Consider the following 23,126-nt stretch of genomic DNA (forward strand, 5'->3'; position numbering starts at 1 on the left):
GTTTTTTTAGCAAGGAGGGAAAAGATGACTATTAATGAAGTAATTTATTCACCCAAACACCCATTTTTTAATGCTGAGTTAAACGACGGAAATGTGACTACTTCAAACGAATACAGCTACTATCGGAATATTCCTGATGTAAAGGGATTGACCTTCGATGTAAGTAATCAAAAGACATTAGCAAACCTTGATGTTTGCGGGACGATTCAAACGTTGACCTTTTATCGAGAAAATTTACTAACTGAGGAAAAACCAGGTGTTTGGGTCAATAAACAGCTCTCTCAAACCAATTCGTTATCCTTAAAGGTTGAAGTAAACGGGATTGTCTACCATTTGTCAGAATCGGATCATCGTATTGAAGTCGATGTGATTCAAGACTGTTTGCCTAGATATATTCATCATTATTCGACGTTTAAGGTCATTGTAGTATCCTTTGCTCCCATACTGGCTAATAAGCGTTTAAGTATGCTTGTTCAACAGGTTTACATTGTGAATGAAACACACGAAAGCCTTCAAGTTTCAGTGAAAGATGTGCCTTCGTATCAAGAGAAGTATTCGGATCAGCAAAATGTGTTGATTTCTCAAAAAGGAAATAAGGACACGATCGCACAACAGGAAGTGGCAAGCTTCGCCATTGCTTTTGTGGACCCAAATGCTTTTGAAGAAGTAATGACTTTTCAGGAATCTGATATCGAAAAATGGCTGAAGGAAACATTGAACTATTTTGCTCAGCTATTTGGGCAGCTGTCAATGCCAAACGATAGAGTTGTCCATCTCTATCGTCGTGCACTTTATCAAAGCTTTTCTAGTTTCGGTATGAATCGACAGGGACAGGTCGTCGGCAGCAATTGGGGCAGCTATCCTGCTACTAATCGAATTTGGAATAAGGATATGTATTACGCATCATTGCCATTCACCATGTTTGAACCGGAGTTATGTCAAAAAACGGTTCTATGGTTTGATCAATATGGCGTTAAGTTTCCTGGTTCAAAATTTACAGGAGGTATCAATCATTCTCTGAGTAATTCGTTATCCAGTGCGTTACTGGCTAGTCTTTATTTTGAACATACTGGGGATACAAAATTCTTTGAGCGGTGTCCGCAGGTTCTACTGAATGCTTCAAGAATTATTGAGGACATATTAGCTCAACGTCGGTCAGGGGAACCAATGCTTTTTCCATCTGTTTGGTTATCAGACGCCTTTGCACTTGGAAAGTATCATACCGGCAGCAATCTTTGTCTTTGGAAGGCCTGTATTGGACTTGCAGAAATTTTTGAAGCCCTAGAACAACTGAGTCTTAGCAAGCGATACAAAAACATTGCCTGTAAACTAAAGGAATCAATTTGTAAACAAATGACTATCGATGGTCCTTTTGGTGAGCAATTTTTGGAGGGAATCGGTGATGAGGAGAAAACAACCTATTCAGTGAAGCACTATCAAAAACCGATTCTTGAGCAAGGGTTAATCTTTTTAAGTGATGTGATTGTGGATGGAAAAATTAATTTATTGATGCATGATGGAGAAGAATCAGACACTACGTTGATGCCTTTTTATCAATTTTTAGATAATAAAGATCATTTATATCAGAACACCATGGCCTTTTCTGCTAGTTCTTTCAATCCAACCTATAGCGAGGAAATCAAAGGCATCACTTGGGGATTAGAATCCGGCGCCACTTTTCCTGGCTTTATCACTGTTTTAATGAGCGAGCTGCACAACCCTCAAGCTTTCGTAACCCGATTAGAAGAACTAATTTGTTTGGCAGATTTAGACGGTTCGTGGTGGTGGTGGCCGTATCGCTTAGAGGCTCAACAAGGAGAAGTCGTGCGAGACTTTGGCTGCGGCAAATGCGGCTGGGCATCGGGTCTTTTTGTCAGCCTAATGATCAGTCAATATTTCGGATTGAAATTCAAAAAAGGAGTATTGCAAATTGATCCTGTTGATAATTTAACGTTTTCTTGGAAGAATTTGAAGTTCGGTCAAGCCTTCATTTCGATTGAATGTACGCAATCCGAGTTGAGTATTTCAAATTTGTCAGAAAAGCCATTGAAAATAAGTGATACGAAAAAAATTCTTCACGTAGAAAAGGGAAAAACGATTCACATTCAAAGGAGAAAAAGATGAGTATACTAAAAAATATTACCCAATTTAAAAAAATCCAGAGTCGAGCAATCACTCCCGAAAATCCAACAGGCGAGAAAGGTAAAGCTGCGATGTTGCCAAGCGAGCTAGGACCAAGCCGCAAAGGTCGTGGCGCAATTCCGCTGACTTCTGGTGAAGAAACTGTGATTGCGGATATTACTGGAACGGGAATAATTCGTCATATGTGGATGACGATTCGTGATCGAACAGAATTTGGCAGTTTTGTTTTACGTGATTTAATCTTAAGAATTTATTGGGATGGGTCGGATAGCCCTGCTGTTGAAAGTCCTTTAGGGGATTTCTTTTGTAATGGGTTTGGAGAGCGTTGCGAGGTGAACTCGTTGCCGATAGTGGTTAATCCTACAGGGGGCTTTAATTCCTATTTCGAAATGCCTTTCCAAACATCCGCTAAAATTACGATCGAGAATTTACATCCGAAGGATATGTCCTCATTTTTTTATACGATAAATTACGCTTTGGTGGACGAATTGGAAGAAAATAGCCTATATTTTCACGCAAATTGGCATCGGGAACGCATTACCAAATTACAGGAGGATTATAAGTTAATTGATCGATTAAAGGGTCAAGGCTATTACGTGGGTACTTACCTTGCGCTTACCTGCCTAGAACGTTATTGGTGGGGCGAAGGCGAGTTTAAATTCTACATTGATGGGGATAGTGAGTATCCGACCGTAACCTCAACAGGTTCAGAAGATTATTTTGGCGGGGCGTGGGCCTTTCATGAGTACGATGAGTTCGGACGTCCACATGCGAAAAACTATTCAACAGCCTTTTTAGGGTATCCTTACCAATCAAATAGAGATGCCACAAGAGATCGTTTTGAAACGGGAAAATTGAATGCCGTTCATGCCTTTGGTGACGACGCAATGCCACGACATGGTCTTTATCGTTGGCATCTTCAAGACCCCATCTGTTTTACCGAAGATTTATCGGTCACTTTACAACAAATCGGCAACGATGATGTTCGCTTATTTGAGCGGCAAGACGATGTTGCTAGTGTCGCTTACTGGTATTCAACAGAAGCTTCAGGAAATACTAAACGTCATTTCACTGATCGAGAACGCTTGCCGCGTTAATGAAGTGTTTTTCACATATTCGAAGGGAGGAACCTATGATGATATATGGGGCAATTGAAGCTGGAGGGACTAAATTTGTCTGTGCAGTCGGTACTGAGGAATTAACGATTTTGGAAAGAGTCAGTTTTCCCACAACAACTCCAGTTGAAACAATGAAGCAGGTCATTGATTTTTTTAAACCTTTTAAGGAACAATTGGCAGGCATCGGGGTCGGCTGCTTTGGTCCAATTGATATTCAATGCAAATCAACGAGTTTCGGTCATATCACATCAACACCAAAACTTGCTTGGCAAAATTTCAATTTTGTAGGAACGCTAAAGCAATATTTCAATATTCCGATTGAATGGACAACAGATGTCAATGCGGCTTGCTATGGTGAATATGTTGCTGGTTCTGGCAAAGGGTTAGCAGGTGTTGCATACTTCACTGTGGGAACAGGTATCGGAGGTGGTGCCTTGTTCAATGGGACTTTCGTGGAAGGGTTCAGTCATCCGGAAATGGGGCATATGTTGATCAAGCGACATCCAAAGGACAATTTTTCAGGAAACTGTCCCTTCCACCAAGATTGTTTAGAGGGGATGGCAGCAGGACCAGCGATTGAAAAACGGTTGGGTGTAAAAGGCCAGAATTTATTGGCTGACGATTCGTTTTGGCAGATTGAAGCCTTTTACCTTGCCCAATGTGCATACAATACAACACTGATGTTTTCGCCAGATAGAATTATTTTTGGCGGTGGTGTAATGAAACAAGAACACATGAAGAAAAAAGTTCAGGATAAATTTGTTGAGCTTATAAATGGATATGTTGAAATACCACCAATTGATAGCTACATTATTACGCCCGAATTAGGTGATAATGCCGGAATAATCGGCGGATTAGCATTGGCCAGAAAAGCGGTAAGAAATAAGCAACCATAATTAATGAATGTTTCATTGATACTCATGTCAAAAGTATTTAACCGAGTAATCAAATGATCAAATGAAGTTGGATAAAGCGAAAATGAATTCAAATAAAAAGGCTCTAAGTCAAATCGTGTTGTTTTCATTAAATCACTGAAAGGAAATGCTTCTGCGTTTCCTTTTTTCTTTTTGTTGTGCGCTGTATACCTTGAGGATATTCACTGGTGGCGTACACTTAAATAGTAATATATTGTGTTACTTTATGTCTGTGGTAATAGTTATAGTTGCTTACCAATGTATGTTCATTTTTCGAAATGTTGACTTCATAATCCTTGGCTTAATGTTTGAATTTTTTTGGTGATAGATTTTTTCAGCCGTATAAAATAAATCGTAATTCTATTATAGAGAGTTGTGATTATAAAAAGATAGCAAGAAAAAAAAGAAAGTTTCTATACATTTTAAATATTTTATTCCTATTTCTATTGCTAAAAAAGTAGAAATTCTATATTTACCTTTAACTCTCGCTTCTCTTGCAAATGTAGTTAGCATTTTAATCGATAATAAACTCAGGTAGTTATATTACCTTGTAATGATTGATAATTTTGTCACTTCTATTTTTTTGCAATAAATTTTTTATTTTAGTGAAAAATAAGAAACTATTTCTTTGAAGGCGATAAGTTAGAAAAATATTATTGTAGTCTTTTCTTTATTAGGAATCATCACTGTTGTATCTTATTACCTTTTCTGTTTTTCTTATTAGAGAAAAATAATTTGAGAGGTAGATAGTTTTTATTGGAGGAAGTAATTATGTATATTTTTGAAACAAAAATTTTTCATTGCAATAATTGCAACAAAGAAATTTCATCGGGGGAAGAGGTTTGGACAAAAATGGAAATTTCCGCCAAAAGTAACTGCTCCTCAACTGAAATCAATTAAAGAACTAGAATTTGAGAATGCACTGGTAATTTGTATGACATGTACTGATGAAGTATTTCGAAAACATTTTTAAAGGTTGAGATGTATATAGATTTAACCAATCATTTATCTCTCTCGGAAAAGGAATATTAACTAACCAGCGGGTTATCAAAAATAGGTAGGAAAACTGTACTTAATGGCTTATTTCGCGCTGATTATGAGAATATCAGTCTGTTTGATTAATTTTTAGGGTTCAAAATACAGAGACAAACTCCAGGTCGGGTTTCGCCACAAGCGAATTACCCGATCTGGAGTTTTGTCTATTGCAGGAAGGCGTAGCCGGACTGCAGGAATAAAGCCCCCGGTTCTAACAGGGGGCTAACAAAGAACAGGAAACTGTGACAACTACCCATTGGGGAGTGTCCTAGCAGTATTTTCTTTGTCACGTGCTTATCAATCTTGTCACCTCATTTTGATGATGGATACGCTGCATTTAACAGGCGTTCTTTCTCGACTTCCATCACGAATGGTAGATAAAGATATTGCTGTTCTAGTAGATATTGATTGTCCTCTGTGTACTGATAAGAAGCGGTTTCTTCTGAATAGACCAACGGGGCAATTCGCACATCGCTGGTCAATTGATTAATTGAGTATAGAAGGATGGCTTTCTCACCTAGTTCCTTGGGTAAATGTTTCCCAAAATAGGAATAGGATTCTTGATTTGCTAAATAGACGAGTATGCGATCCACACTAAAGTTGGAGAAGGTAAAGGGCATCATGTGCAGAATATGATTTTGATTATCATGTTGCAAATAGAGCTGGGCTTCCTTACCAAAATTAGTTGAACCAAGATAAAGCTGCTTTTTTTCATCGATACATTGGAAAGTAAACTGGTCTTGTTCAGTTGGTGGAATGAGATTTGTAATAAAAAATTCAATCATTCGATCCATTTCTTTTTCACTAACAAGGTCAGCGTGTTTGATTTCGTCTACTATGAGACCTTCAATCTTAGGATCAAGCTTACCTGCCTTTTTTTGGAGCATTTCTAAAATGTATTGATTCTCTTGATCACCATACAAAAGATATTCATTGGTGACATGACCTATCTCTGCGATTTGGTGAAGGGTTTCGGTTTTTGGAAGGTTGATCCCACGTTCCCAGTTATTGACTGTACTTCGCGGTAAATCACCAATTAGTTTGCCAAATTTCTCCATACTCAACTTTAATTCTTGGCGAATCTGCCGAATTCGATTGCCGACTGCTTGCTTGTCTATCTCCATGAAAACTCCTCCTCAGGATAAGTTCTTAAATTTAGTATACGTGTGTACTTAAAAAAGTCAAAACATATTGACTTAAAATAAATACAGGCGTACAATAAAAATGTACTTAAAATAAGTTCAATAGGTTCTTTGACAAGTAAATAGCAGAAGGAGGTTTGTCTATGAACCAAGTTAATCAACATGATCTCGGTGAAGCCATTCGAGTTTCTCGAGAAGAAAGGGGGTGGACACAACGATATTTAGCAGAAAAAGTGGGGATTTCGAGATCGTTATTATCGAAAGTAGAAAAAGGAACGAGACAATTAAGTGAAGAAAAATTGAATCTTGTGTTGGATAGTTTGCAAGAAGAGGTCGTTCCAGTTAACCGTGTTTTGATTGATTATCTAACCATTCACTTTTTCTCGAATCAACATTTAAAGCTAATTGAAGAGATTATTGAAATGCCCATTGAACGTTTTGAGGAACTGGATTATGCGCCAAAGGGCTATATTGGCCAATACGTGTGGAATCAAGTAATCACGATTCGGTATTCCATTGACGATGCGGTTAAAGGAACTGTGATGGAGTTTTCAGGTCAAGGCTGTAAACACTTAGCAAGATGGCTAAAAACACGAAAAACAAATTGGCAACAGTTTTTTCGTAAGGTATTAGATTATCAGGGGAACTTTACACGGATTGATTTTACTTTAGATGATTTTGTGGGGAGTCTCAGCATTCCAGAACTTAAGCATAAGGTAATACTAGGCCATGTGTGGACCACTTTTCAAGTGAGTGAATCTCATGGCGGTACGGATATCATAAACAATGAATCAAATGGTGAGACCTTGTATTTAGGCTCAAAGAAGAGTCAGTGTCGTTTTTGCTTTTATCAGAAGGACCATGAACAACGGAAGCGACGAGGAATTCCTTTAGAAGAGGCAAAAGTAAAGAATCGCTTTGAACTACGGTATCGAAAAGAGAAAGCGCAAAGCTTGGCAAAGATTATTTCAAAAACCCATGATTTAACCAAACTGTTCTTTGAGTTACTTAATGGAGCAATTTGTTTTTATGACCGTGATCCAAATGATCTAGGTGCAAAAGTTGATGCCAAATGGGCAGCCTTTATTAGCAATTATGGCGCAATCACCATTTCTTTAGATACAATTCCTCAAAGTTTTGAGAAAACTATGAGTTGGTTAATTCATGGTGTTTCACCATCATTAGTTTTTATTGCACAGGTCGATCAAACGTTTCATTCTTCCTTGTTGCCTTTGATTATTGAACAAGGAGAAATGAATCCAAGACAGATCAAACTTCTCCAAAATATGAAGGCAGACCCGGAGTATTATCAGGAGGAGGTTGAGTATTATGAACGAAAATTACAAAGTATATCAAATGAGAAAACAAGCTACTAAAAAAGCAAAGTACTGCTTACACAACAAGTTGTGCAACGTACTCCGCCTCGACAAGACGAGTATAACACAACCATCGAATGAGAAACAATAGATTATAAAGAGGATTATTTTAAAAGGAGTAAAGAATCAGGAGGTGAGAGAATGGAAACAAAATGTGATTTCATGGTAAATCGTGCAATTTTGATAGAGATGGGCTTTAAACCTAGTCAAGCTGCACGAATGATTAAAGAGAGCAAGGCATATCTTGCAAGGATTGAAGGTATTGATTTTTATAATAATCGCCAAGTTGGTGTGGTGCCATCCCGAGTAATTGAACATCTTTTTCACATTCAAGTTGCGGAATAAACAGTACAAGCGCGGTACTATTAAAGTAGCTTTTCTCAAGTACAGGGAGGAATGGAACGATGCCAAAAATTAAAAATATTTACCAAGATAAAAAGACAAAAAAATGGTTCTTCCGAGCATATCTAGGTATAGATGAAAATGGAAGAAAGGTTCAGAAGACTAAACGAGGTTATGCTTCACAAAAAGATGCCAAAATTGCTTATGACAAGTACATGGAAACACATGATTTTAACAAGACAATTCCTAATCAACTGTGTTCTACCAATCAAATGACTTTCGAAGAGTTTTACAAGGATAGGTTTGTAAAATGGTACGAGAGACAGGTCAAAAGTCAAACATATGAGAATGCGCAATTCATTTTCGAAAAGCGTATGCAGTTTTTCTATCATTTTCGTGTTCGAGATATTACAAGTCACGATATTGAGGATTGGTTATTTGAACTAAGCCAGACAGAGTCACGTAATTCACGGAAAAAAGTTAATGGCGAAACGTTATCAAAATCTTATATCAATCGGATTCGAGGGCACCTAAAAATTGTATTGGATCGGGCTGTTAAAGAGGGGGTGATTGCTAAAAATCCCGTTGAAGATGTTTCTTCGCTTCCTTCTGAGAATAAGAAAGTTGAGTTTTGGGAACACAGTGAGTTTCAAAAAGTGATGAATGAATTGAAGGATGATAAGATTCAAACCCACCATCGGAAGATTGTGTATGAAATGCTCTTTTATACTGGCATTCGGATTGGAGAACTTGAAGCTTTGTCTTGGTCGAATGTAGATTTTGAGAAAAACACGATAACGATTGAGAAGACATTGATTTATAATACAAAAGATGATTGGTACTTTTCGACTCCCAAAACTAAATGTGCTTATCGAACGATTGGGTTGGGGAAGAAGCTTTCCTTAAAACTCAGACAGTGGTATGACTTGCAAAAACGTATTGGAAATTTTGAATATGTTGCTCAGTTGGACGGAACATTTACGCCACCTTATTCTTTTGCGAACTGGTTAAAAGAAGCTGCTAAAAAAGCGGGTGTCAAACCGATTAAGCTTCACGCGCTACGACATTCTCATGTTGCATTTCTAATTGAGCAGAATATTCAACCGCTATCTATTCAAGAACGATTGGGCCATGCGAATATTCAAATCACTTTAGGAACTTACGGTCACTTATATGCAAAGTCAGATCAACAAGTGGTAAGTGCGATTGATAATGTTCAAGAGGGCGCTATTCTTTCAAAAAATGACAATTTATTACCAGTCTGAGTTTTCCACGGTTCTACCATAAGACAAATAAATGCTTTTGCACCAGTGTTTTCAGTCGAATTGCTCCTGTTCAAGATGTATCGGAAATAGCGAGAAAATAAGCAAATTTGCATAACTATAATAAAAAGGACTTAGTTTTGATGGGAAATTTTTCAAAATTAAGTCCTTTTTTATGTGGTTGAAACGGGTATGATCATTTTAAGGAAGTGATCTAAGATGAAAGGACGACTGAACAATTATCATATTAGAAAAGCTTTATTGTATTCCACAAACAAATTACTAAGAATAACAAATTAGTTTTTGTTTGTTCTTATTCCCTATTGACTTTTCTTTCAAACATGCTATTCTAATTTTATTCTAATAGTATCCGATGAGAAGGAAAGTAGACAGAAAATGGTTCAAGAGAGGCTTTGGTTGGTGTAAAAAGCTAGAAGTTGACTGTCGAAAATGGCCTTAGAGGATTTTTTGTCGAAAGGTAGGCAAAAACGAACAGTCTTTCGTTACCAAGACCACTGATTTTATTGTCAGGCTGAGAGAAAGAATGTTTTTTCTGAAAAAAGGTGGTACCACGAGTATAATCGTCCTTTTACTAGTATTTGCTAGTAAAAGGATTTTTTTTTACAAAAAACAAAGAAAAGAGTGAGTGAAATGAGCAAAAATAGACCATTTACAGTAGATCATGTCGGAAGTTTCTTACGCCCGCAATCGATCAAAGAAGCAAGAAAAAAAGTTCAAGAAGGCTTACTTTCAAAAGAAGAACTTCGTGCAATCGAAGACCAGGAAATAAAAAAATTAGTGGAAGACCAAAAAGCAGTCGGCATCAAAGGAATTACAGATGGTGAATTTCGGCGTGGATTTTGGCATCTTGATTTTTTAGAAGAACTAAATGGTATCGAAGGCTATGTTCCAGAAACTGGATATAATCAAACATTCCACGGAAAAGCAGCACCAGCTTATAATATTCGGGTAGTAGATAAATTATCTTTCAATCCAAATCACCCATTTTTAAAAGATTTTGCTTTTCTGAAAGAAGTAGTGGAAACAGATGATACTTTTGTTGCAAAAGCAACGATCCCTAGTCCCACGATGATTTTACGACAAGAGATCCTATCTAATGATGGTTCTTCAAAAATCAAGGAGATTTATCCTGATCTATCTGATTTTTATGAGGACTTGTCCTCTACTTACAAAGCAGCGATTCATGCTTTTTATGAAAAAGGTTGCCGTTACCTGCAATTCGATGATACAAATTGGGCGTTTCTAGCTGATCAAACTAAAAGAGAAGCACTTCTTCAAAAAGGAATTGATCCGAAAGAAATGGCCCATATTTGTACAGAGATTATCAATAACGCACTGGAAGACAAACCAGAAGATTTGACGATCACAACACATATCTGCCGCGGGAATCACGCTTCTTCTTGGCTGTTTTCCGGTGGATATGAACCCATTGCAGAAGAGTTGTTTTCAACAAATTATGATGGTTTCTTTTTGGAATACGATTCTGACCGAGCAGGAGATTTTACTCCTTTAAGACATTGGAGTAACAAAGAAAGTAAAGTTGTTTTAGGATTAGTTACTTCTAAGTTTCCAGATTTGGAAGATACGGAGAAAATAAAAGAACGAATAAAAGAAGCACAACAATTTGTACCATTGGAAAATCTAAGTATCAGTCCTCAATGTGGGTTTGCTTCAACAGAAGAAGGAAACCATTTAACAGAAGAAGAACAATGGAAGAAAATCCAATTATTGCAGCAAGTCGCAAAAGAAGTTTGGCTATAAAAATGTGAGGCTTGGCAAAAAAAAGCGTCCCAAAAAGTCGGCTTTTCATGGAGTGGAGAAATCCACTCTTTTTTATTTACCTTTTATATTACGCCGTTTGTATAATTAAGCGAGACAAATAAAAAAGCCATTTATGTTACACTCAAATTGTAATACCCGCTAAAGCATACAAGGAGAGTGAACATAAATGACTTATACCCATCTTACACCAAACGAGCTTGTAATGATAGAAGCATATTTTCATCAAGAAACTCCGGTTGCTATCGTTGCGAAGCAGCTTAAACGTGGACGCCAAACAATTTACAATGTCTATAACTTTCTCAAATGTGGTGGAACAGCACTTGAATACTTTGAACAATACAAAGAAAATAAGCGACGTTGTGGGAGAACCGAAATCATTTTTCCTGCTGAGGAAAAAGAATACATTGAAAAAAGATCAACTGAAGGTTGGACCCCAGACGTCATTATTGGCCGTGCAGAGCGAACCTTCTCTTGTTCAGTAAGTACCCTCTATCGCCGGTTTAAGACGGGAGAATTCAATGTTTTACATTTACCGATGCAAGGAAAACGAAAACCAAATGGTTATAAGGAAAAACGTGGAAAACAGGCATTCAAAAGAAATATTTCTGAACGTAAAAAAGATTATGTCGTTTTCGAAGAAGAATTTGGACATTTAGAGGGTGATACGATTGTCGGCATCCACCATAAAAGTGCCGTCATCACACTCGTTGAGCGACTTTCAAAAGCCATTATCGCCTTGAAACCAGAAGGCCGTAAGGCAGTTGATATTGAAAATTCGATTAATGAATGGCTTCAATCCGTACCCAAAAATCTTTTCAAATCAATTACCTTTGATTGTGGAAAAGAATTCTCTAATTGGAAAAGTATTAGTAATACGAATGATATTGATATTTATTTCGCAGACCCAGGAACGCCTTCCCAACGGGGATTAAATGAACATTCAAACGGACTCCTCCGAAAAGATGGACTACCAAAAGAAATGGAATTCAACCAAGTCAATCAAGGATTCATCTCATCCGTTGCGTCCAAAAGAAACCATATCCCTAGAAAATCACTAAATTACCAAACACCATTAGAAGTTTTTTTGAGTTACGTAAATGGAAAGTTTTGTCTCGCTTAATTTGACAAATAATATTATTTATTTGTTAAATAAATAGGAACAAAAAAATTAAATTATTTAATACACACATTAGGGATCATTCATTGAAGGATTAGAAGACAACGAGGATGGCGAAAAATATGATTACAATAGAAAAGTCGTTCTAAACCAATCAGTTCCTAGTATCACACAACGCAAGCCAGTCGATTTGGTGAGATTAGAGGAGTGAAAGCAAACTTTATTATATAAGAAAAAATATTCGAAAGGGATGCTAGTTTAGGTACTAGTGCTGATAGATTAATATGATGCCTCGTAATATTAGGCGTAGTTACTCTAGAGACATCACTATGGACTATGATTTGTCTCAGAGTCACAACATGTTTTTTTATGAAAAGAAACAGCTAAAATAATTAAATTGCGCAATGTTTAAACTTTCTTAAACTATAACCTAATAAATGTGAAGAAATAATGCACAATTTCTTCACATTTATCTTCTATTCTATATACATACCAACCAACAACCCTATATACTTTTTCATTTTTACTCCTCAAGTAAAAATAACTCCTAGACCGCGGCTACCCACCGCGGTCGTTTTTTTATTCTTCAATCAAAATCGCTTTGATACCCAAACCTGCCAAGATTCGGGCAGAAGTATAAGTATTCAATCCTCTTCTGAAAGTAATGTAAACTTTTTTATCTTTTGGGATTTCATTGATTCGATCTCGTAACTCATTCATTGGAATATTTTTTGTTGCCGAGATACTGCCAGAAGGTGCTTTATTAGGTTCACGTATATCTAAAAAGAACGCTTCTTTCAAATCGTTTTCGGGTATATCACTTGCTTTGATCGTTTCTACGATATTCGTCATTTGATTGATTGCGACATAACCAGCTATATTCAACGGGTCACGGGTAGTAGAATACGGTGGAGAGTAAGGCAACTCCAAATCAGGCAAATCAAAGACTGTCAAGTTTCCGGTGATTGCTACAGAAAGTTCTCCCATCCGTTTATCGACACCTTTTTCTCCAAATGCTTGTCCACCTAAAATACGACCGCTATCTGCATCAAAAATCAGCTTTAGATTTAATCTTGTAGCTTCTGGATAGAAATAGGCATGGTCAAAGGGAGTGATAAAAACAGTTTTATAATTTGTTATGCCTGATGCTTTTAATGCATGTTCTGTCATTCCCGCATAACTTGCTGTATGATCAAAGATTTTTGCGACACCTGCACCAATATATCCGCGATAGCGCATAGGCGTACCATTTAAAATATCTGCCAGCATATGTCCTTGACGATTGGCCGCACTGGAAAGCATACTTTGGATCGGCTGACCAGTCACTACACTAGTCGTTTCGATAATATCGCCAATCGCATAGATGTCCGGCAGATTGGTTTGTAACTGGTCATCAACAATGATCTGACCTGTATCTGATAATTGTATGCCGGTTGCTTTCACCACTTCATTATTCGGAGAAACACCAACAGCAAAAATTAGCATATCAGCAGAAAGGACGGAGCCATCTGATAATACTATTTCTCGACCTTTATCACGGATCTCAGTAACTCTTGTTTCTAAATGAACGGCTAATCCTTCTTTCAGCAATTTGTCATAAACTAAATTAGCAATTTCTGGATCATAAGGGAAAGCGACTTGTGGCAATTGATCGATTAAAGTCACGTCTAAGCCGCGATGCTTGAAATTCTCAGCTAATTCCAGACCCATAACACCTGCACCAAGAATGACGACATGTTGTGGATTTTTTTCTTCAAGGAACGATTTGATTCGATCCGCATCCGTCACACTACGGAGGACAAAGCCGTTTTCTGCTTCAAAAACTCCGGGAATATCCGGATAATCTGGTCTAGCACCAGAAGAGATGATCAACTTATCGTAATCTGTTTTTATTTCTTCATTTGTGGATAGGTCTTTAACTGTTAATCGCTTAGTAGAAGGATCGATTGCTGTTACTTCGTGTTTAGTAAAGACATCGATGTTGTTTTTTGTTTTCAATATTTCTGGTGTACGTTCGATCAGCGAGTCACGGTCAGTGATCACACCTCCTAAATAATAAGGCAAAGCACAACTTGCATAAGAAATATTTTCTCCGCGTTCATAGATAATGATTTCGTGCGCTTCATTCAATCGACGGAAACGAGTGGCAAATGAAGGACCGCCAGCTACACCGCCAATGACAACAACTTTCATAAAAACATCTCCTTTTCTACGTTGATCGTACTATGTTATGGTAAAAAACAGCAAATAATTGTGCCGGAAAATTATTGTTTATTTTGAATAGACAGAAAATATAGAGAAATAATTTGTGGATAAAACCTAAAAATTTTTTTCTATTTTAAGGATAGATAATACTTTGAAGGGGATAACCCTGTATATTTTTTAAAAGCTGAAGAAAAATGATGGATCGAATGAAATCCTAATATATCTGCAATTTCTGTATAGGTTAATTCATTTTCTAGCACGAGACGTTTTGCTTTTTCCATTTTTAGTTCTTTAAAATAGCTAATAACACTTTTTCCAGTCACTTTTCTAAAATGTTTTTTTAAGCTGGCTGGACTGATAAAAAAAATTTGGGCTAATTGTTCAAGCAAAAAATTTTCTGAAAGATGTTCTTCTAAATATCGTATGATTGGATCAACTAATTCATCTGAATAAAGAATATGCTTTTTTTTAGGAATGACTTTCTCATTTGAAGGTATTGTCAATAAAGCAAGTTCCTGTTGATAATGCCTTGATAAGGAAGACAATTGAATTTTTTGCAGACAATAAGTAACTAATAAGGAAAGCAAATGAATGCTCATCTGTTGGCATAGTATGAAAAAAGAATTGATTTCCTGATCATAGGAAATAGCTGGCTTACTATGTTTTAGATAATCAATTTTGAACTGTTCATTTTTCAGAAAAGTAATGATAGATGTTATTTCTTGATCTATAGAAAAAGATTGTCCCGTAATATGTGCTAATAATTGCTCATCAAAATAAAACTGGATAATGATAAAAGTTTGTGTTTCCTTTTGAGTAGAAAAGATTTGGACTTCTTGCTGTTTATCAATGAATAAAAGGGAAGGATTATCTAGTTCTATAGATTTATGTGCAAATTCAGCATATAAATTAGCGCTTTCATTTATTAGTAGTCGAAAATAGGGAGCAGCAGATAAATGAAGATGGGTATCTATGGAATAGGTTAGTGTTTTTTTGACAAGATTGGAGGATTGGTTGTTTGTTAACAAAAGAACCACTTTCCTTTCTCTTTTTATATAAAAAGCTTTCTATTTATAATTAATGACTATTATAACAAAAATGAAAAGCCAAAACGACAAGTAAAATATTTTTTTATATAAATATTTGTGTTACTAATTCCGTTAATATACATAAGTGAAAGCGTTTTATATAAGAACTTGAAAAGAAAGAAGGGATAGACATGAAAAAAAGATACAAATTGGTGATAGCTTTGCTAAACATTACCCTATTATTCAGCTTAAGTGCATGTGGAAAAACTAACGAAGAAGTAACAGCAAACATCGCAGATCCAATGATAAAAAAAGCCACTACATTAGAAGTATATGTCGCAAACGGCAAACTGACAAACTATGTTGAAAATGCTGCAAAAATCTATAACAGCAAAACTGGAGCAAATATTGACTTAAAAATTGTGAATGTAGCTTCGGGAACAGCAACAGTACAAATGATCACCCCAAAATTGGTAACACACGAAGATATGCCGGATATTATCTCCATGGCAGACACTTCAGCAGCAGGTGTGCTGGAAAAATTTCAAGATGCTTTTTATAGTGCTGATGAATATGGATTTTATGACAAATATGGCGATCAGTTTTATGATCAAAAATTGAATATTTTGCGTCAACAAACGAGTAATGAAACGATTATTCCTTGGGCTAGTGATTTTACCCCAGCACTTTGTTATTATCAACCAAAAAAATTTGCTGAAATAGGTGTAGATTTTGAAGAAATCAGTTCTTGGGAAGAATATATCCAGGTGGCAAAAGCATTAAAAGAAAAAACTGGTAGTTTTGGAATTGCCTTGCCAGAATCTGGGGACCAAGAATTGTTTATCAACATGCTAGCCCAGCAGAATCAATCTTTGCTTGATGAAGAAGGAAATATCCGTCTGAATACTAAAGAAGCGAAACATGCTGCAAAGTTAATCAAAGAAATGATCGACTCAGATATTGTACATTTCTACGGTGCACAAGATGCTGAGAAAGCATTTCAAGAATCTGCAATGTTTGTTGCTGGCGGCTGGTATGCTACGAATATGTCTTTGAATTTTCCTGATGCATCTGACAAATGGCGCATGGCTCCACTGATTCCTTTTTCAAAAGAAAATCCAGGAAAAGGTGCAGTATCAGGAGGATCAAGTTTTTATGTCCCTAAAGATGCCAAAAATCCACAAGTGGCACAACAATTTCTTACATTTATGCTGACAGATGAAGAATGCTTAGCCAACGCACTGGAGCTGGGCGTGGCTACATCTAACTCATTGGCCTATCAAACAGAAGCAGCTGAGAAAAAGTTTGACTACTAAGGAGGACAAAAATACTATGAACTATTGAATAAAATCAATGAAAATACATCAAATACTGTTTTACCAGCCACTTATTCAGATGCTACGTCTTATTTGACTACCGCTGCATATAACTATTGGCAAACAGGTGATTTTGAAAATTCATATCTAAAAGAAGCAGAAAATTTTGCTCATAAGTACGGCGTAAAATTAACTGGTGATTAAAAAATATTAGGAGGACTTAACGATGATGCAATCTTCGTTACCAAGCAAGACAATAAAGAACAGCAAGAAAAAAGCAACAGATACGTCTCATAAAAAAAGTGCTTATGGATTGGTCACACCTTTTGTTATTTTCTTTATTGTGACGATTTTGATTCCCATCATTATCTCGTTTGCTTTTAGTTTTATGAAAATTGGCTACTCATTTGAATTTGTTGGATTTGACAATTATCTAGCTATCTTCCGAGATCCATTGTTTATTAAATCTTACACGAATGTTTTGATTATCATGGCAGGATCAATTCCAATAACGATGCTATTAGCTATTTACTTTGCTGTTTTATTGAATTCAGCACAGTTAAAAGGAAAAGGATTTTTTAGAACTGTCTATTATATTCCAACCATTACATCAACGGTGGCTGTAGCTTCCGTATTCATGACTTTTTTCAATCCGACTGGGTTATTCAATGGATTTTTGAATGCGCTAGGAATTAACGGTGTACAGTGGTTAACAAATCCTTTTTGGATACGAATATCAATGATCATCACGATGATTTGGCTTAGTGTAGGATATAACACTATTTTATTTTTAGCTGGTCTTCAAGGGATTTCTAAAGAGATATACGAAAGTGCTGAAATAGATGGAGCATCGAAATTTCGGCAATTCTTTTTATTAACGATCCCCATGCTAAAGCCAATCATTTTAATGGCCACAGTTTTAGCCACTATCAATGGCTTGGGTAATTTCAATATCCCAAATATATTCTTTGGGACTTCCAATGGACCAGAAAATTCAGCTTTGGTCGTAGGAGTCAATTTATATAAAACAAGTTTTGAAATGGTTGATTTTGGAAAAGCCTCTGCTATTGCCTGGACGATGGTGTTTGTATCTGTTATATTATCGGCTATTCAATTTAAATTCGGAGGTGATAAAAATGACTAAACAAAAGATACAAAGCAGAATTTTTACGTACGTCATTATTGTGTTTGGTGCCTTAATATTTTTGATGCCATATTTATATATGATTGTAGCTTCAACGCAAAGTAATCAAGAAATTTTAAGTGGCGGAATCAATTTCAAGTTTGGGGATATGCTATTAAAAAACTGGCAAGCCATCATGGCGAGATATAATTATCCCTTGATTATTTGGAATTCGATTGTTATTGCTGTAATCAGTACAGTTTTAGCTACAGCCAGTTCTACAATGGCGGGTTATGCATTAGCAAAGTATCGTTTTATGGGGAATAAACTGTTGTTCAATACAGTTATGCTATCTAGGATGGTGCCTTTTTTTACCACATTGATTCCTTTATTTTACATTATGAGTCGTTTAGGATTATCGAATACTTATGCAGGTGTGATCATCCCTTCGATTGCCAGTACAACTTCAGTGTTTATGATGCGACAATATAGCAGTCAATTTCCTACAGCACTGATGGAGGCTGCCAGAATCGATGGTGCCAATGAGTGGGTGATTTTTACGAAAATCGCTGTACCGATTTTATCACCTACGATTATTACTAGTGGTTTACTTATCTTTATGGGAAGTTGGAATCAATATCTATTTCCATTAGTCATGCTTTCAGATAAAGATAAATATACGGTTCCCTTAATTATCAAAAATATGACGGTTTCTAGTACAGGTGAGCCAATTAATTATGGCGCAATTATGCTAATTTTAGCAACTTCAGTGATCCCAATGGTCTTGATTTATGTGTGGGCGCAGTCTAAATTTAAGGAGAATGACATTGGAGCTGCAAATAAGTAAAAAAAATAACGAATGTTAACCATCTAGTTCGTTCTAGGAGCAACTCCACATTCATAAAAATTAAAAGAATGGCGGGATATCCATGAATGAACAGACGAAGGAATGGTCAAGAAAAATTTTGAATGTAGCTTCTGAAAAGATAGATGCGGAATTAGACAGAATGGGGAATAAAATTCCATATATTTCTTACAACGGAAAATATACAGACGTAATAAAGGACAGAGGAATCGACTGGTGGACCAATGGTTTTTGGAGTGGTATTTTATGGCAGCTCTTTCACAAGACAAAACGAGAAAAGTTCAAAGAGGCAGCAATACAACAAGAACAATTATTAGAATCTGCCCTGTACCATTTTTCAGACGTTCATCATGATGTAGGTTTTTTATTCTTACCATCGGCTATTGCACATTATCAACAGTCTCAAAACAAACATAGTCGACAACTAGGGTTACATGCAGCTACGGTACTTGCTGGACGCTATAATATTTCAGGGAACTATTTAGTAGCATGGAATGACCATAAACCTGGTTGGATGATTATTGATAGTATGATGAATTTACCATTACTGTATTGGGCTTCGAGGGAAACTGGTGATCCGAGGTTCTCTAAAATTGCTCGGCAGCATGCAGATACAACAGCTAAGTATCTAGTGAGGAAAGATGGATCAACCGGGCATATCGCAGAATTTGATGCAGAATCAGGGAAATATATTCGGTTACTTGGCGGGCAAGGATACAATGAGAATTCTTGTTGGAGCAGAGGAAATGCATGGGCTTTATATGGATTCGCGTTAAGTTATCGTTACACAAAAAATCCGTACTATCTAGCTATAGCAGAAAAGATAGCAGTAAATTTTATTCAGAAAATCGAAAAAACTGGTTATATTCCTCTCATTGATTTTGCTGTAAAAGATTCGAATATTGATACCAGTGCTGGAGTATGCGCTGCATGCGGTCTTCTGGAATTAGCAGGATATGTTTCCTCTGTACGATCAAAAATGTATCATGAAGCTGCTATCAATATACTCCAAAAGACAGAAAAGCACTATGCAAATTGGAATATGGATGAAGATGGGATCATTGGAGGCGGAGCAGAAGCATACCATAGAGAACTGACTTATAATGTGCCACTGATCTATTCTGATTATTTTTTTATTGAAGGCTTACTTCGATTAGAACAGTCGGAATTAGCTATTTGGTAGTAAAAAGAGGAGAAAATACAATGAAACATCCAGTACCACTATTAAGGACCAGACAGGATTACTTTGACTTATTTAAAAAGATAAATCAACCACTCCAGCCGTTTTATCGAGCAAGTGGCGCACAAATTGATTATATACATCAAGGGGTAGGATATGGAAATAAAATTGCAGGAATGGAAGGATTCTCTCGGGTTTTATGGGGAGCGGGGCCCGCAATTGACCAATTAGATGAACGATGGTTGAAATTAATTCTATCAGGAATAAAAGCTGGAACAGATCCTTCCAATCCCGATTATTGGGGAGAAATACATGAAAGAGACCAGCGTATGGTAGAAATGCCCGCAATGTTATTAGCGTTATATCATCATGAACAATTATTATGGAAAAAATTAGATACAGGAGAAAAAAGCCAGATTATTCATTGGTTCTCGCAAATTTTTGAATATGAATGTGCAGATGGTAATTGGCAATTTTTTAAGATAATTGTCGGAACAATTATCCAAAAATTTGGTTATCCAGTTAAAGAATCAGCACTGAAAGAAGCATTTGATAATATAGAAAATTGTTATCTTCAAAATGGCTGGTATCGAGACAGTTCAAGAGGTCGCCAAGATTATTATAATCCTTTTGCATTTCATTATTATGGTTTGATTTATAGCGTACTAGAACCAGAAAAGCCCATTAGCCAGATATATAAGAACCGAGCTATTGATTTTTCTAGAGACTATATTCATTTTTTTGCGGAAGATGGTGCAAATGTGCCTTTTGGTCGAAGCATGATTTATCGTTTTGCAGTTTCAAGCTTTTGGTCAGCTATGTTGTGGGCCGATCTTTTGCCTTTTAAATTAGGTGAAATCAAGGGGTTAGTCAATCGGAATATAAGATGGTGGATGCAAAAAGAAATATTTGATGAAAAAGGTATCCTGAATATTGGTTATACCTACCCTCAATTGACATTGACTGAACCCTATAATAGTACGTTATCTCCATTATGGCTGAATAAGATTTTTTTATTGTTGGCGCTACCTGAAGACCATGAGTATTGGACGGCTAAAGAAATGCCTATGCCTATTCGTGAAGGAACTAAACTTCTTTCAGAAGCCAATTTGCTCATACAACATGATAATGGACATACATTTTTTTTGAATGCGGGACAATTAGGGCCAAATTTCCATACATTGACCAATGAAAAATATTTAAAATTTGCTTATTCTAGTCAATTTGGTTTTTCGATACCGCGAGCGAATCAATTGAAAGCAGAAATGGCAATGGATTCAATGCTAGGGATTCAGCGAGCGGACACATATATCACGACCAGTTTTAAGAATGAGAGCATCAAAACCTATGGACAGTTCATCGTTCGAAATAATGTACGAGACATTGTATGTAAGAAAGAGGTACTTGCCTCTACATGGGAACCTACTTTACAGGCAAAAATCAGAACTTGGCTTATTCCTTTTGAAGGCTGGCAGATTCGCGTACACAAAGTAGAATTAGATACAGAATATGTTCTATATGAGACAGGGTTTGCTATTGAATGTTCTCCTGAGAAAGAAGGAATAATCATAGAAGAAGACAAGGAAAACTATAGGGTGAGTGAAGCTGGCTTTTCAGGTATTATCTGTTTAAGTGACGATACTATTAAACGAAAATCCACAGCTATTATGGGTTTGCCCAATACAAACTTGATGACATGGGAAAACACTTTTATTCCTGGATTAGAGGGTACATTTGGAAAAGGAACCCATTGGCTCGGAACAGGAGTGGTTGCTCATCAAGATCGGGATTATAGTTTAGAAGTATGGAACAATCGTCCCAAAATTGATTTTGATGGGACAACCGGGCTAACTATCCAAAATAAAAACAATAAAAAAAGACTAAAATTATGCTAAAGGCTGGTGGGGAAATGCTTGATAAAGTGATGTTTGAAGAGATAATACATCCAGAAAAATGGATAAATGAATGTTATAAAGAATTAATGGAAAAAGAATGGAATAATGAGATCGAGCGTTGTCGCAGACACACGGAGAGGTTAATCAAACGTATCAGTAACAGTCAGTATCAATTCCCAAGCGAGTGTCCTATAAAAGGACGTTATCCATTAAGAGACAATATTGGTTGGACAGAAGGATTTTGGACAGGAATTAATTGGTTGTTATTTGAGAAGACGGGTGATCCTTTATTTCAACAAACAGCTGAAAAAGCAGATATAGATTTTATCCACAGGATTGACTGTCAAATTATCACTAATCATCACGATCTTGGTTTTTTGTATTCTTTATCAACCGTAGCAGATTATAAAATAACGGGAAATCGAAAAATGAAGGAAGCTTCAATTGATGCTGCAGAAACATTACTTCAGCGTTTTTGGGAGAAGGCAGGAGTTATACAAGCTTGGGGAGATCCTAGTGATCCTTCACAACAAGGTAGAATGATCATGGATTGTTGCATGAATCTTCCATTATTGTATTGGGCGAGTGAAGAAACTGGAAATCAAAAATATAAAAAAGCTGCTCAGGCTCATATTCAAAATGCAGCAGATTATTTAGTAAGAGAAGATGGTTCAACTTATCATACATTTTATATGGATGTCAAAGATGGAAAACCAAGATATGGAAGTACGCATCAAGGTTATAGTGATAATTCCTGTTGGGCTAGAGGCCAAGCATGGGGGATTTACGGTTTTGCATTAAGTTATCGTTATTTGAAAGAACAAAAATATTTTGATTTAAGCAAAATATTAGCCAATTATTTTATGAATCGGTTGCCAGAAGATACCATTTGTTATTGGGATTTGATCTTTGATGATTCTAGCAGAGAAGAAAAAGATACATCTAGTATGGTGATCATGGTTTGTGGATTATTAGAATTAATAGAATCAGGTCTATTAGACAAAACAGAAAAGAACTTATACCAGTCTGCTGTTTGGAAAATTATGCGACAATTGAAAGAAAGATATGCTACAACGGAAGAAGAAGATGGCTTTTTAACACAGTCTGTTTATAATAAGCCCAAAAATAATGGGGTAAATACACCTTGTATTTGGGGTGATTACTATTATTTAGAAGCTTTAGTGAGAATGACTAGTAATTGGTCTTCTTATTGGTGAAAAAGGTAAATATGGAATTTTTGTTTGATAAAATAAAAAAAGAAAA

At 36.3% G+C, this 23,126-nt stretch carries 19 protein-coding genes, 1 pseudogene and 1 other annotated feature; of the genes and pseudogenes, 17 read left to right on the forward strand and 3 right to left on the reverse strand.

From position 1 onward, the window contains the following. The first annotated feature begins 24 nt into the window (after positions 1 to 24). From IGL15_RS03905 to IGL15_RS03930, 6 genes and pseudogenes are all read left to right on the forward strand, one after another. A complete protein-coding gene (locus IGL15_RS03905) occupies positions 25 to 2,124 on the forward strand; it encodes a glycoside hydrolase (protein ID WP_002287021.1) in 2,100 nt (699 codons plus the stop codon). After that, positions 2,121 to 3,239, forward strand: a complete 1,119-nt coding sequence (locus tag IGL15_RS03910; RefSeq protein ID WP_002287020.1) for a glycoside hydrolase family 172 protein — start codon at positions 2,121 to 2,123, stop codon at positions 3,237 to 3,239. Before IGL15_RS03905 ends, IGL15_RS03910 begins: the two co-directional genes overlap by 4 nt. A gap of 38 nt (positions 3,240 to 3,277) precedes the next feature. After that, entirely contained in the window at positions 3,278 to 4,156 is an 879-nt protein-coding gene (locus tag IGL15_RS03915) for an ROK family protein (protein WP_002304270.1), read from the forward strand. Positions 4,157 to 4,301: 145 nt separating this feature from the next. Further along, positions 4,302 to 4,499, forward strand: a complete 198-nt coding sequence (locus tag IGL15_RS03920; protein ID WP_071868827.1) for an accessory gene regulator B family protein — start codon at positions 4,302 to 4,304, stop codon at positions 4,497 to 4,499. Next, a pseudogene (locus IGL15_RS03925) lies at positions 4,483 to 4,712 on the forward strand (hypothetical protein). Before IGL15_RS03920 ends, IGL15_RS03925 begins: the two are co-directional and overlap by 17 nt. A gap of 243 nt (positions 4,713 to 4,955) precedes the next feature. Next, on the forward strand, positions 4,956 to 5,147 hold the full coding sequence (locus tag IGL15_RS03930; RefSeq protein WP_002304272.1) for a hypothetical protein: 192 nt from the start codon (positions 4,956 to 4,958) through the stop codon (positions 5,145 to 5,147). Positions 5,148 to 5,520: 373 nt separating this feature from the next. On the opposite strand, the gene IGL15_RS03935 is transcribed toward IGL15_RS03930, so the two are convergent. Beyond that, positions 5,521 to 6,333: a helix-turn-helix domain-containing protein gene (locus IGL15_RS03935; RefSeq protein WP_002300745.1), complete on the reverse strand. Its 813-nt coding sequence runs from the start codon at positions 6,331 to 6,333 to the stop codon at positions 5,521 to 5,523. Positions 6,334 to 6,494: 161 nt separating this feature from the next. Between IGL15_RS03935 and IGL15_RS03940 the strand changes: the two genes are divergently transcribed. The 5 genes from IGL15_RS03940 (at position 6,495) to IGL15_RS03960 (ending at position 12,254) form a co-directional block, all read left to right on the forward strand. Next, positions 6,495 to 7,727, forward strand: a complete 1,233-nt coding sequence (locus IGL15_RS03940) for a replication initiation factor domain-containing protein (protein ID WP_002300746.1) — start codon at positions 6,495 to 6,497, stop codon at positions 7,725 to 7,727. Between the two features lie 141 nt (positions 7,728 to 7,868). Then, complete coding sequence (locus tag IGL15_RS03945; RefSeq protein ID WP_002296936.1) at positions 7,869 to 8,072, forward strand: DUF3173 domain-containing protein; 204 nt, start codon at positions 7,869 to 7,871, stop codon at positions 8,070 to 8,072. A 59-nt stretch (positions 8,073 to 8,131) separates the two neighbouring features. Beyond that, a complete protein-coding gene (locus IGL15_RS03950; protein WP_002287015.1) occupies positions 8,132 to 9,334 on the forward strand; it encodes a site-specific integrase in 1,203 nt (400 codons plus the stop codon). Positions 9,335 to 9,695: 361 nt separating this feature from the next. After that, positions 9,696 to 9,923 (forward strand) — a binding site (T-box leader). A gap of 59 nt (positions 9,924 to 9,982) precedes the next feature. After that, positions 9,983 to 11,113 carry a 5-methyltetrahydropteroyltriglutamate--homocysteine S-methyltransferase gene (locus IGL15_RS03955; RefSeq protein ID WP_002287014.1) on the forward strand — a complete coding sequence of 377 codons (1,131 nt, stop codon included), beginning with the start codon at positions 9,983 to 9,985 and terminating at the stop codon, positions 11,111 to 11,113. Between the two features lie 187 nt (positions 11,114 to 11,300). After that, on the forward strand, positions 11,301 to 12,254 hold the full coding sequence (locus IGL15_RS03960; RefSeq protein ID WP_000222572.1) for an IS30 family transposase: 954 nt from the start codon (positions 11,301 to 11,303) through the stop codon (positions 12,252 to 12,254). Positions 12,255 to 12,830: 576 nt separating this feature from the next. Here IGL15_RS03960 and IGL15_RS03965 read toward each other — a convergent pair. Continuing rightward, positions 12,831 to 14,444, reverse strand: coding sequence for an FAD-dependent oxidoreductase (locus tag IGL15_RS03965; protein ID WP_002300747.1), 1,614 nt, complete (start codon positions 14,442 to 14,444; stop codon positions 12,831 to 12,833). Between the two features lie 140 nt (positions 14,445 to 14,584). After that, a complete protein-coding gene (locus IGL15_RS03970; protein ID WP_104765534.1) occupies positions 14,585 to 15,493 on the reverse strand; it encodes a helix-turn-helix transcriptional regulator in 909 nt (302 codons plus the stop codon). 182 nt (positions 15,494 to 15,675) lie between these two features. Between IGL15_RS03970 and IGL15_RS03975 the strand changes: the two genes are divergently transcribed. The 6 genes from IGL15_RS03975 (at position 15,676) to IGL15_RS04000 (ending at position 23,080) form a co-directional block, all read left to right on the forward strand. Next, positions 15,676 to 16,800 (forward strand): ABC transporter substrate-binding protein, encoded by a 1,125-nt coding sequence (locus IGL15_RS03975; protein ID WP_104765533.1) that lies wholly within the window; start codon positions 15,676 to 15,678, stop codon positions 16,798 to 16,800. A gap of 226 nt (positions 16,801 to 17,026) precedes the next feature. Continuing rightward, positions 17,027 to 17,944 carry a carbohydrate ABC transporter permease gene (locus IGL15_RS03980; protein ID WP_002287755.1) on the forward strand — a complete coding sequence of 306 codons (918 nt, stop codon included), beginning with the start codon at positions 17,027 to 17,029 and terminating at the stop codon, positions 17,942 to 17,944. After that, positions 17,937 to 18,770 (forward strand): carbohydrate ABC transporter permease, encoded by an 834-nt coding sequence (locus IGL15_RS03985; RefSeq protein ID WP_002287754.1) that lies wholly within the window; start codon positions 17,937 to 17,939, stop codon positions 18,768 to 18,770. The genes IGL15_RS03980 and IGL15_RS03985 overlap by 8 nt, the downstream gene beginning before the upstream one ends. A gap of 82 nt (positions 18,771 to 18,852) precedes the next feature. Then, on the forward strand, positions 18,853 to 19,971 hold the full coding sequence (locus IGL15_RS03990) for a glycoside hydrolase family 88 protein (RefSeq protein WP_002287753.1): 1,119 nt from the start codon (positions 18,853 to 18,855) through the stop codon (positions 19,969 to 19,971). Positions 19,972 to 19,991: 20 nt separating this feature from the next. After that, positions 19,992 to 21,863 (forward strand): DUF2264 domain-containing protein, encoded by a 1,872-nt coding sequence (locus IGL15_RS03995; protein ID WP_258077713.1) that lies wholly within the window; start codon positions 19,992 to 19,994, stop codon positions 21,861 to 21,863. Then, positions 21,857 to 23,080, forward strand: a complete 1,224-nt coding sequence (locus tag IGL15_RS04000; RefSeq protein WP_002321414.1) for a glycoside hydrolase family 88 protein — start codon at positions 21,857 to 21,859, stop codon at positions 23,078 to 23,080. Before IGL15_RS03995 ends, IGL15_RS04000 begins: the two co-directional genes overlap by 7 nt. The last annotated feature ends 46 nt before the right edge of the window (positions 23,081 to 23,126 follow it).

The sequence above is a fragment of the Enterococcus sp. DIV0436a genome, assembly GCF_051711605.1.
Lineage (GTDB): Bacteria > Bacillota > Bacilli > Lactobacillales > Enterococcaceae > Enterococcus_B > Enterococcus_B faecium.

What these genes read in the sequence shown, in the direction of transcription:
- IGL15_RS03955 (WP_002287014.1), top strand. Translation starts at nt 9,983, where the DNA reads ATGAGCAAAAATAGACCATTTACAGTAGATCATGTCGGAAGTTTCTTA.
- IGL15_RS03905 (WP_002287021.1), top strand. Translation starts at nt 25, where the DNA reads ATGACTATTAATGAAGTAATTTATTCACCCAAACACCCATTTTTTAAT.
- IGL15_RS03910 (WP_002287020.1), top strand. Translation starts at nt 2,121, where the DNA reads ATGAGTATACTAAAAAATATTACCCAATTTAAAAAAATCCAGAGTCGA.
- IGL15_RS04000 (WP_002321414.1), top strand. Translation starts at nt 21,857, where the DNA reads ATGCTAAAGGCTGGTGGGGAAATGCTTGATAAAGTGATGTTTGAAGAG.
- IGL15_RS03960 (WP_000222572.1), top strand. Translation starts at nt 11,301, where the DNA reads ATGACTTATACCCATCTTACACCAAACGAGCTTGTAATGATAGAAGCA.
- IGL15_RS03965 (WP_002300747.1), bottom strand. Translation starts at nt 14,444, where the DNA reads ATGAAAGTTGTTGTCATTGGCGGTGTAGCTGGCGGTCCTTCATTTGCC.
- IGL15_RS03915 (WP_002304270.1), top strand. Translation starts at nt 3,278, where the DNA reads ATGATATATGGGGCAATTGAAGCTGGAGGGACTAAATTTGTCTGTGCA.
- IGL15_RS03980 (WP_002287755.1), top strand. Translation starts at nt 17,027, where the DNA reads ATGATGCAATCTTCGTTACCAAGCAAGACAATAAAGAACAGCAAGAAA.
- IGL15_RS03920 (WP_071868827.1), top strand. Translation starts at nt 4,302, where the DNA reads ATGCTTCTGCGTTTCCTTTTTTCTTTTTGTTGTGCGCTGTATACCTTG.
- IGL15_RS03935 (WP_002300745.1), bottom strand. Translation starts at nt 6,333, where the DNA reads ATGGAGATAGACAAGCAAGCAGTCGGCAATCGAATTCGGCAGATTCGC.
- IGL15_RS03985 (WP_002287754.1), top strand. Translation starts at nt 17,937, where the DNA reads ATGACTAAACAAAAGATACAAAGCAGAATTTTTACGTACGTCATTATT.
- IGL15_RS03945 (WP_002296936.1), top strand. Translation starts at nt 7,869, where the DNA reads ATGGAAACAAAATGTGATTTCATGGTAAATCGTGCAATTTTGATAGAG.
- IGL15_RS03990 (WP_002287753.1), top strand. Translation starts at nt 18,853, where the DNA reads ATGAATGAACAGACGAAGGAATGGTCAAGAAAAATTTTGAATGTAGCT.
- IGL15_RS03995 (WP_258077713.1), top strand. Translation starts at nt 19,992, where the DNA reads ATGAAACATCCAGTACCACTATTAAGGACCAGACAGGATTACTTTGAC.
- IGL15_RS03940 (WP_002300746.1), top strand. Translation starts at nt 6,495, where the DNA reads ATGAACCAAGTTAATCAACATGATCTCGGTGAAGCCATTCGAGTTTCT.
- IGL15_RS03975 (WP_104765533.1), top strand. Translation starts at nt 15,676, where the DNA reads ATGAAAAAAAGATACAAATTGGTGATAGCTTTGCTAAACATTACCCTA.
- IGL15_RS03950 (WP_002287015.1), top strand. Translation starts at nt 8,132, where the DNA reads ATGCCAAAAATTAAAAATATTTACCAAGATAAAAAGACAAAAAAATGG.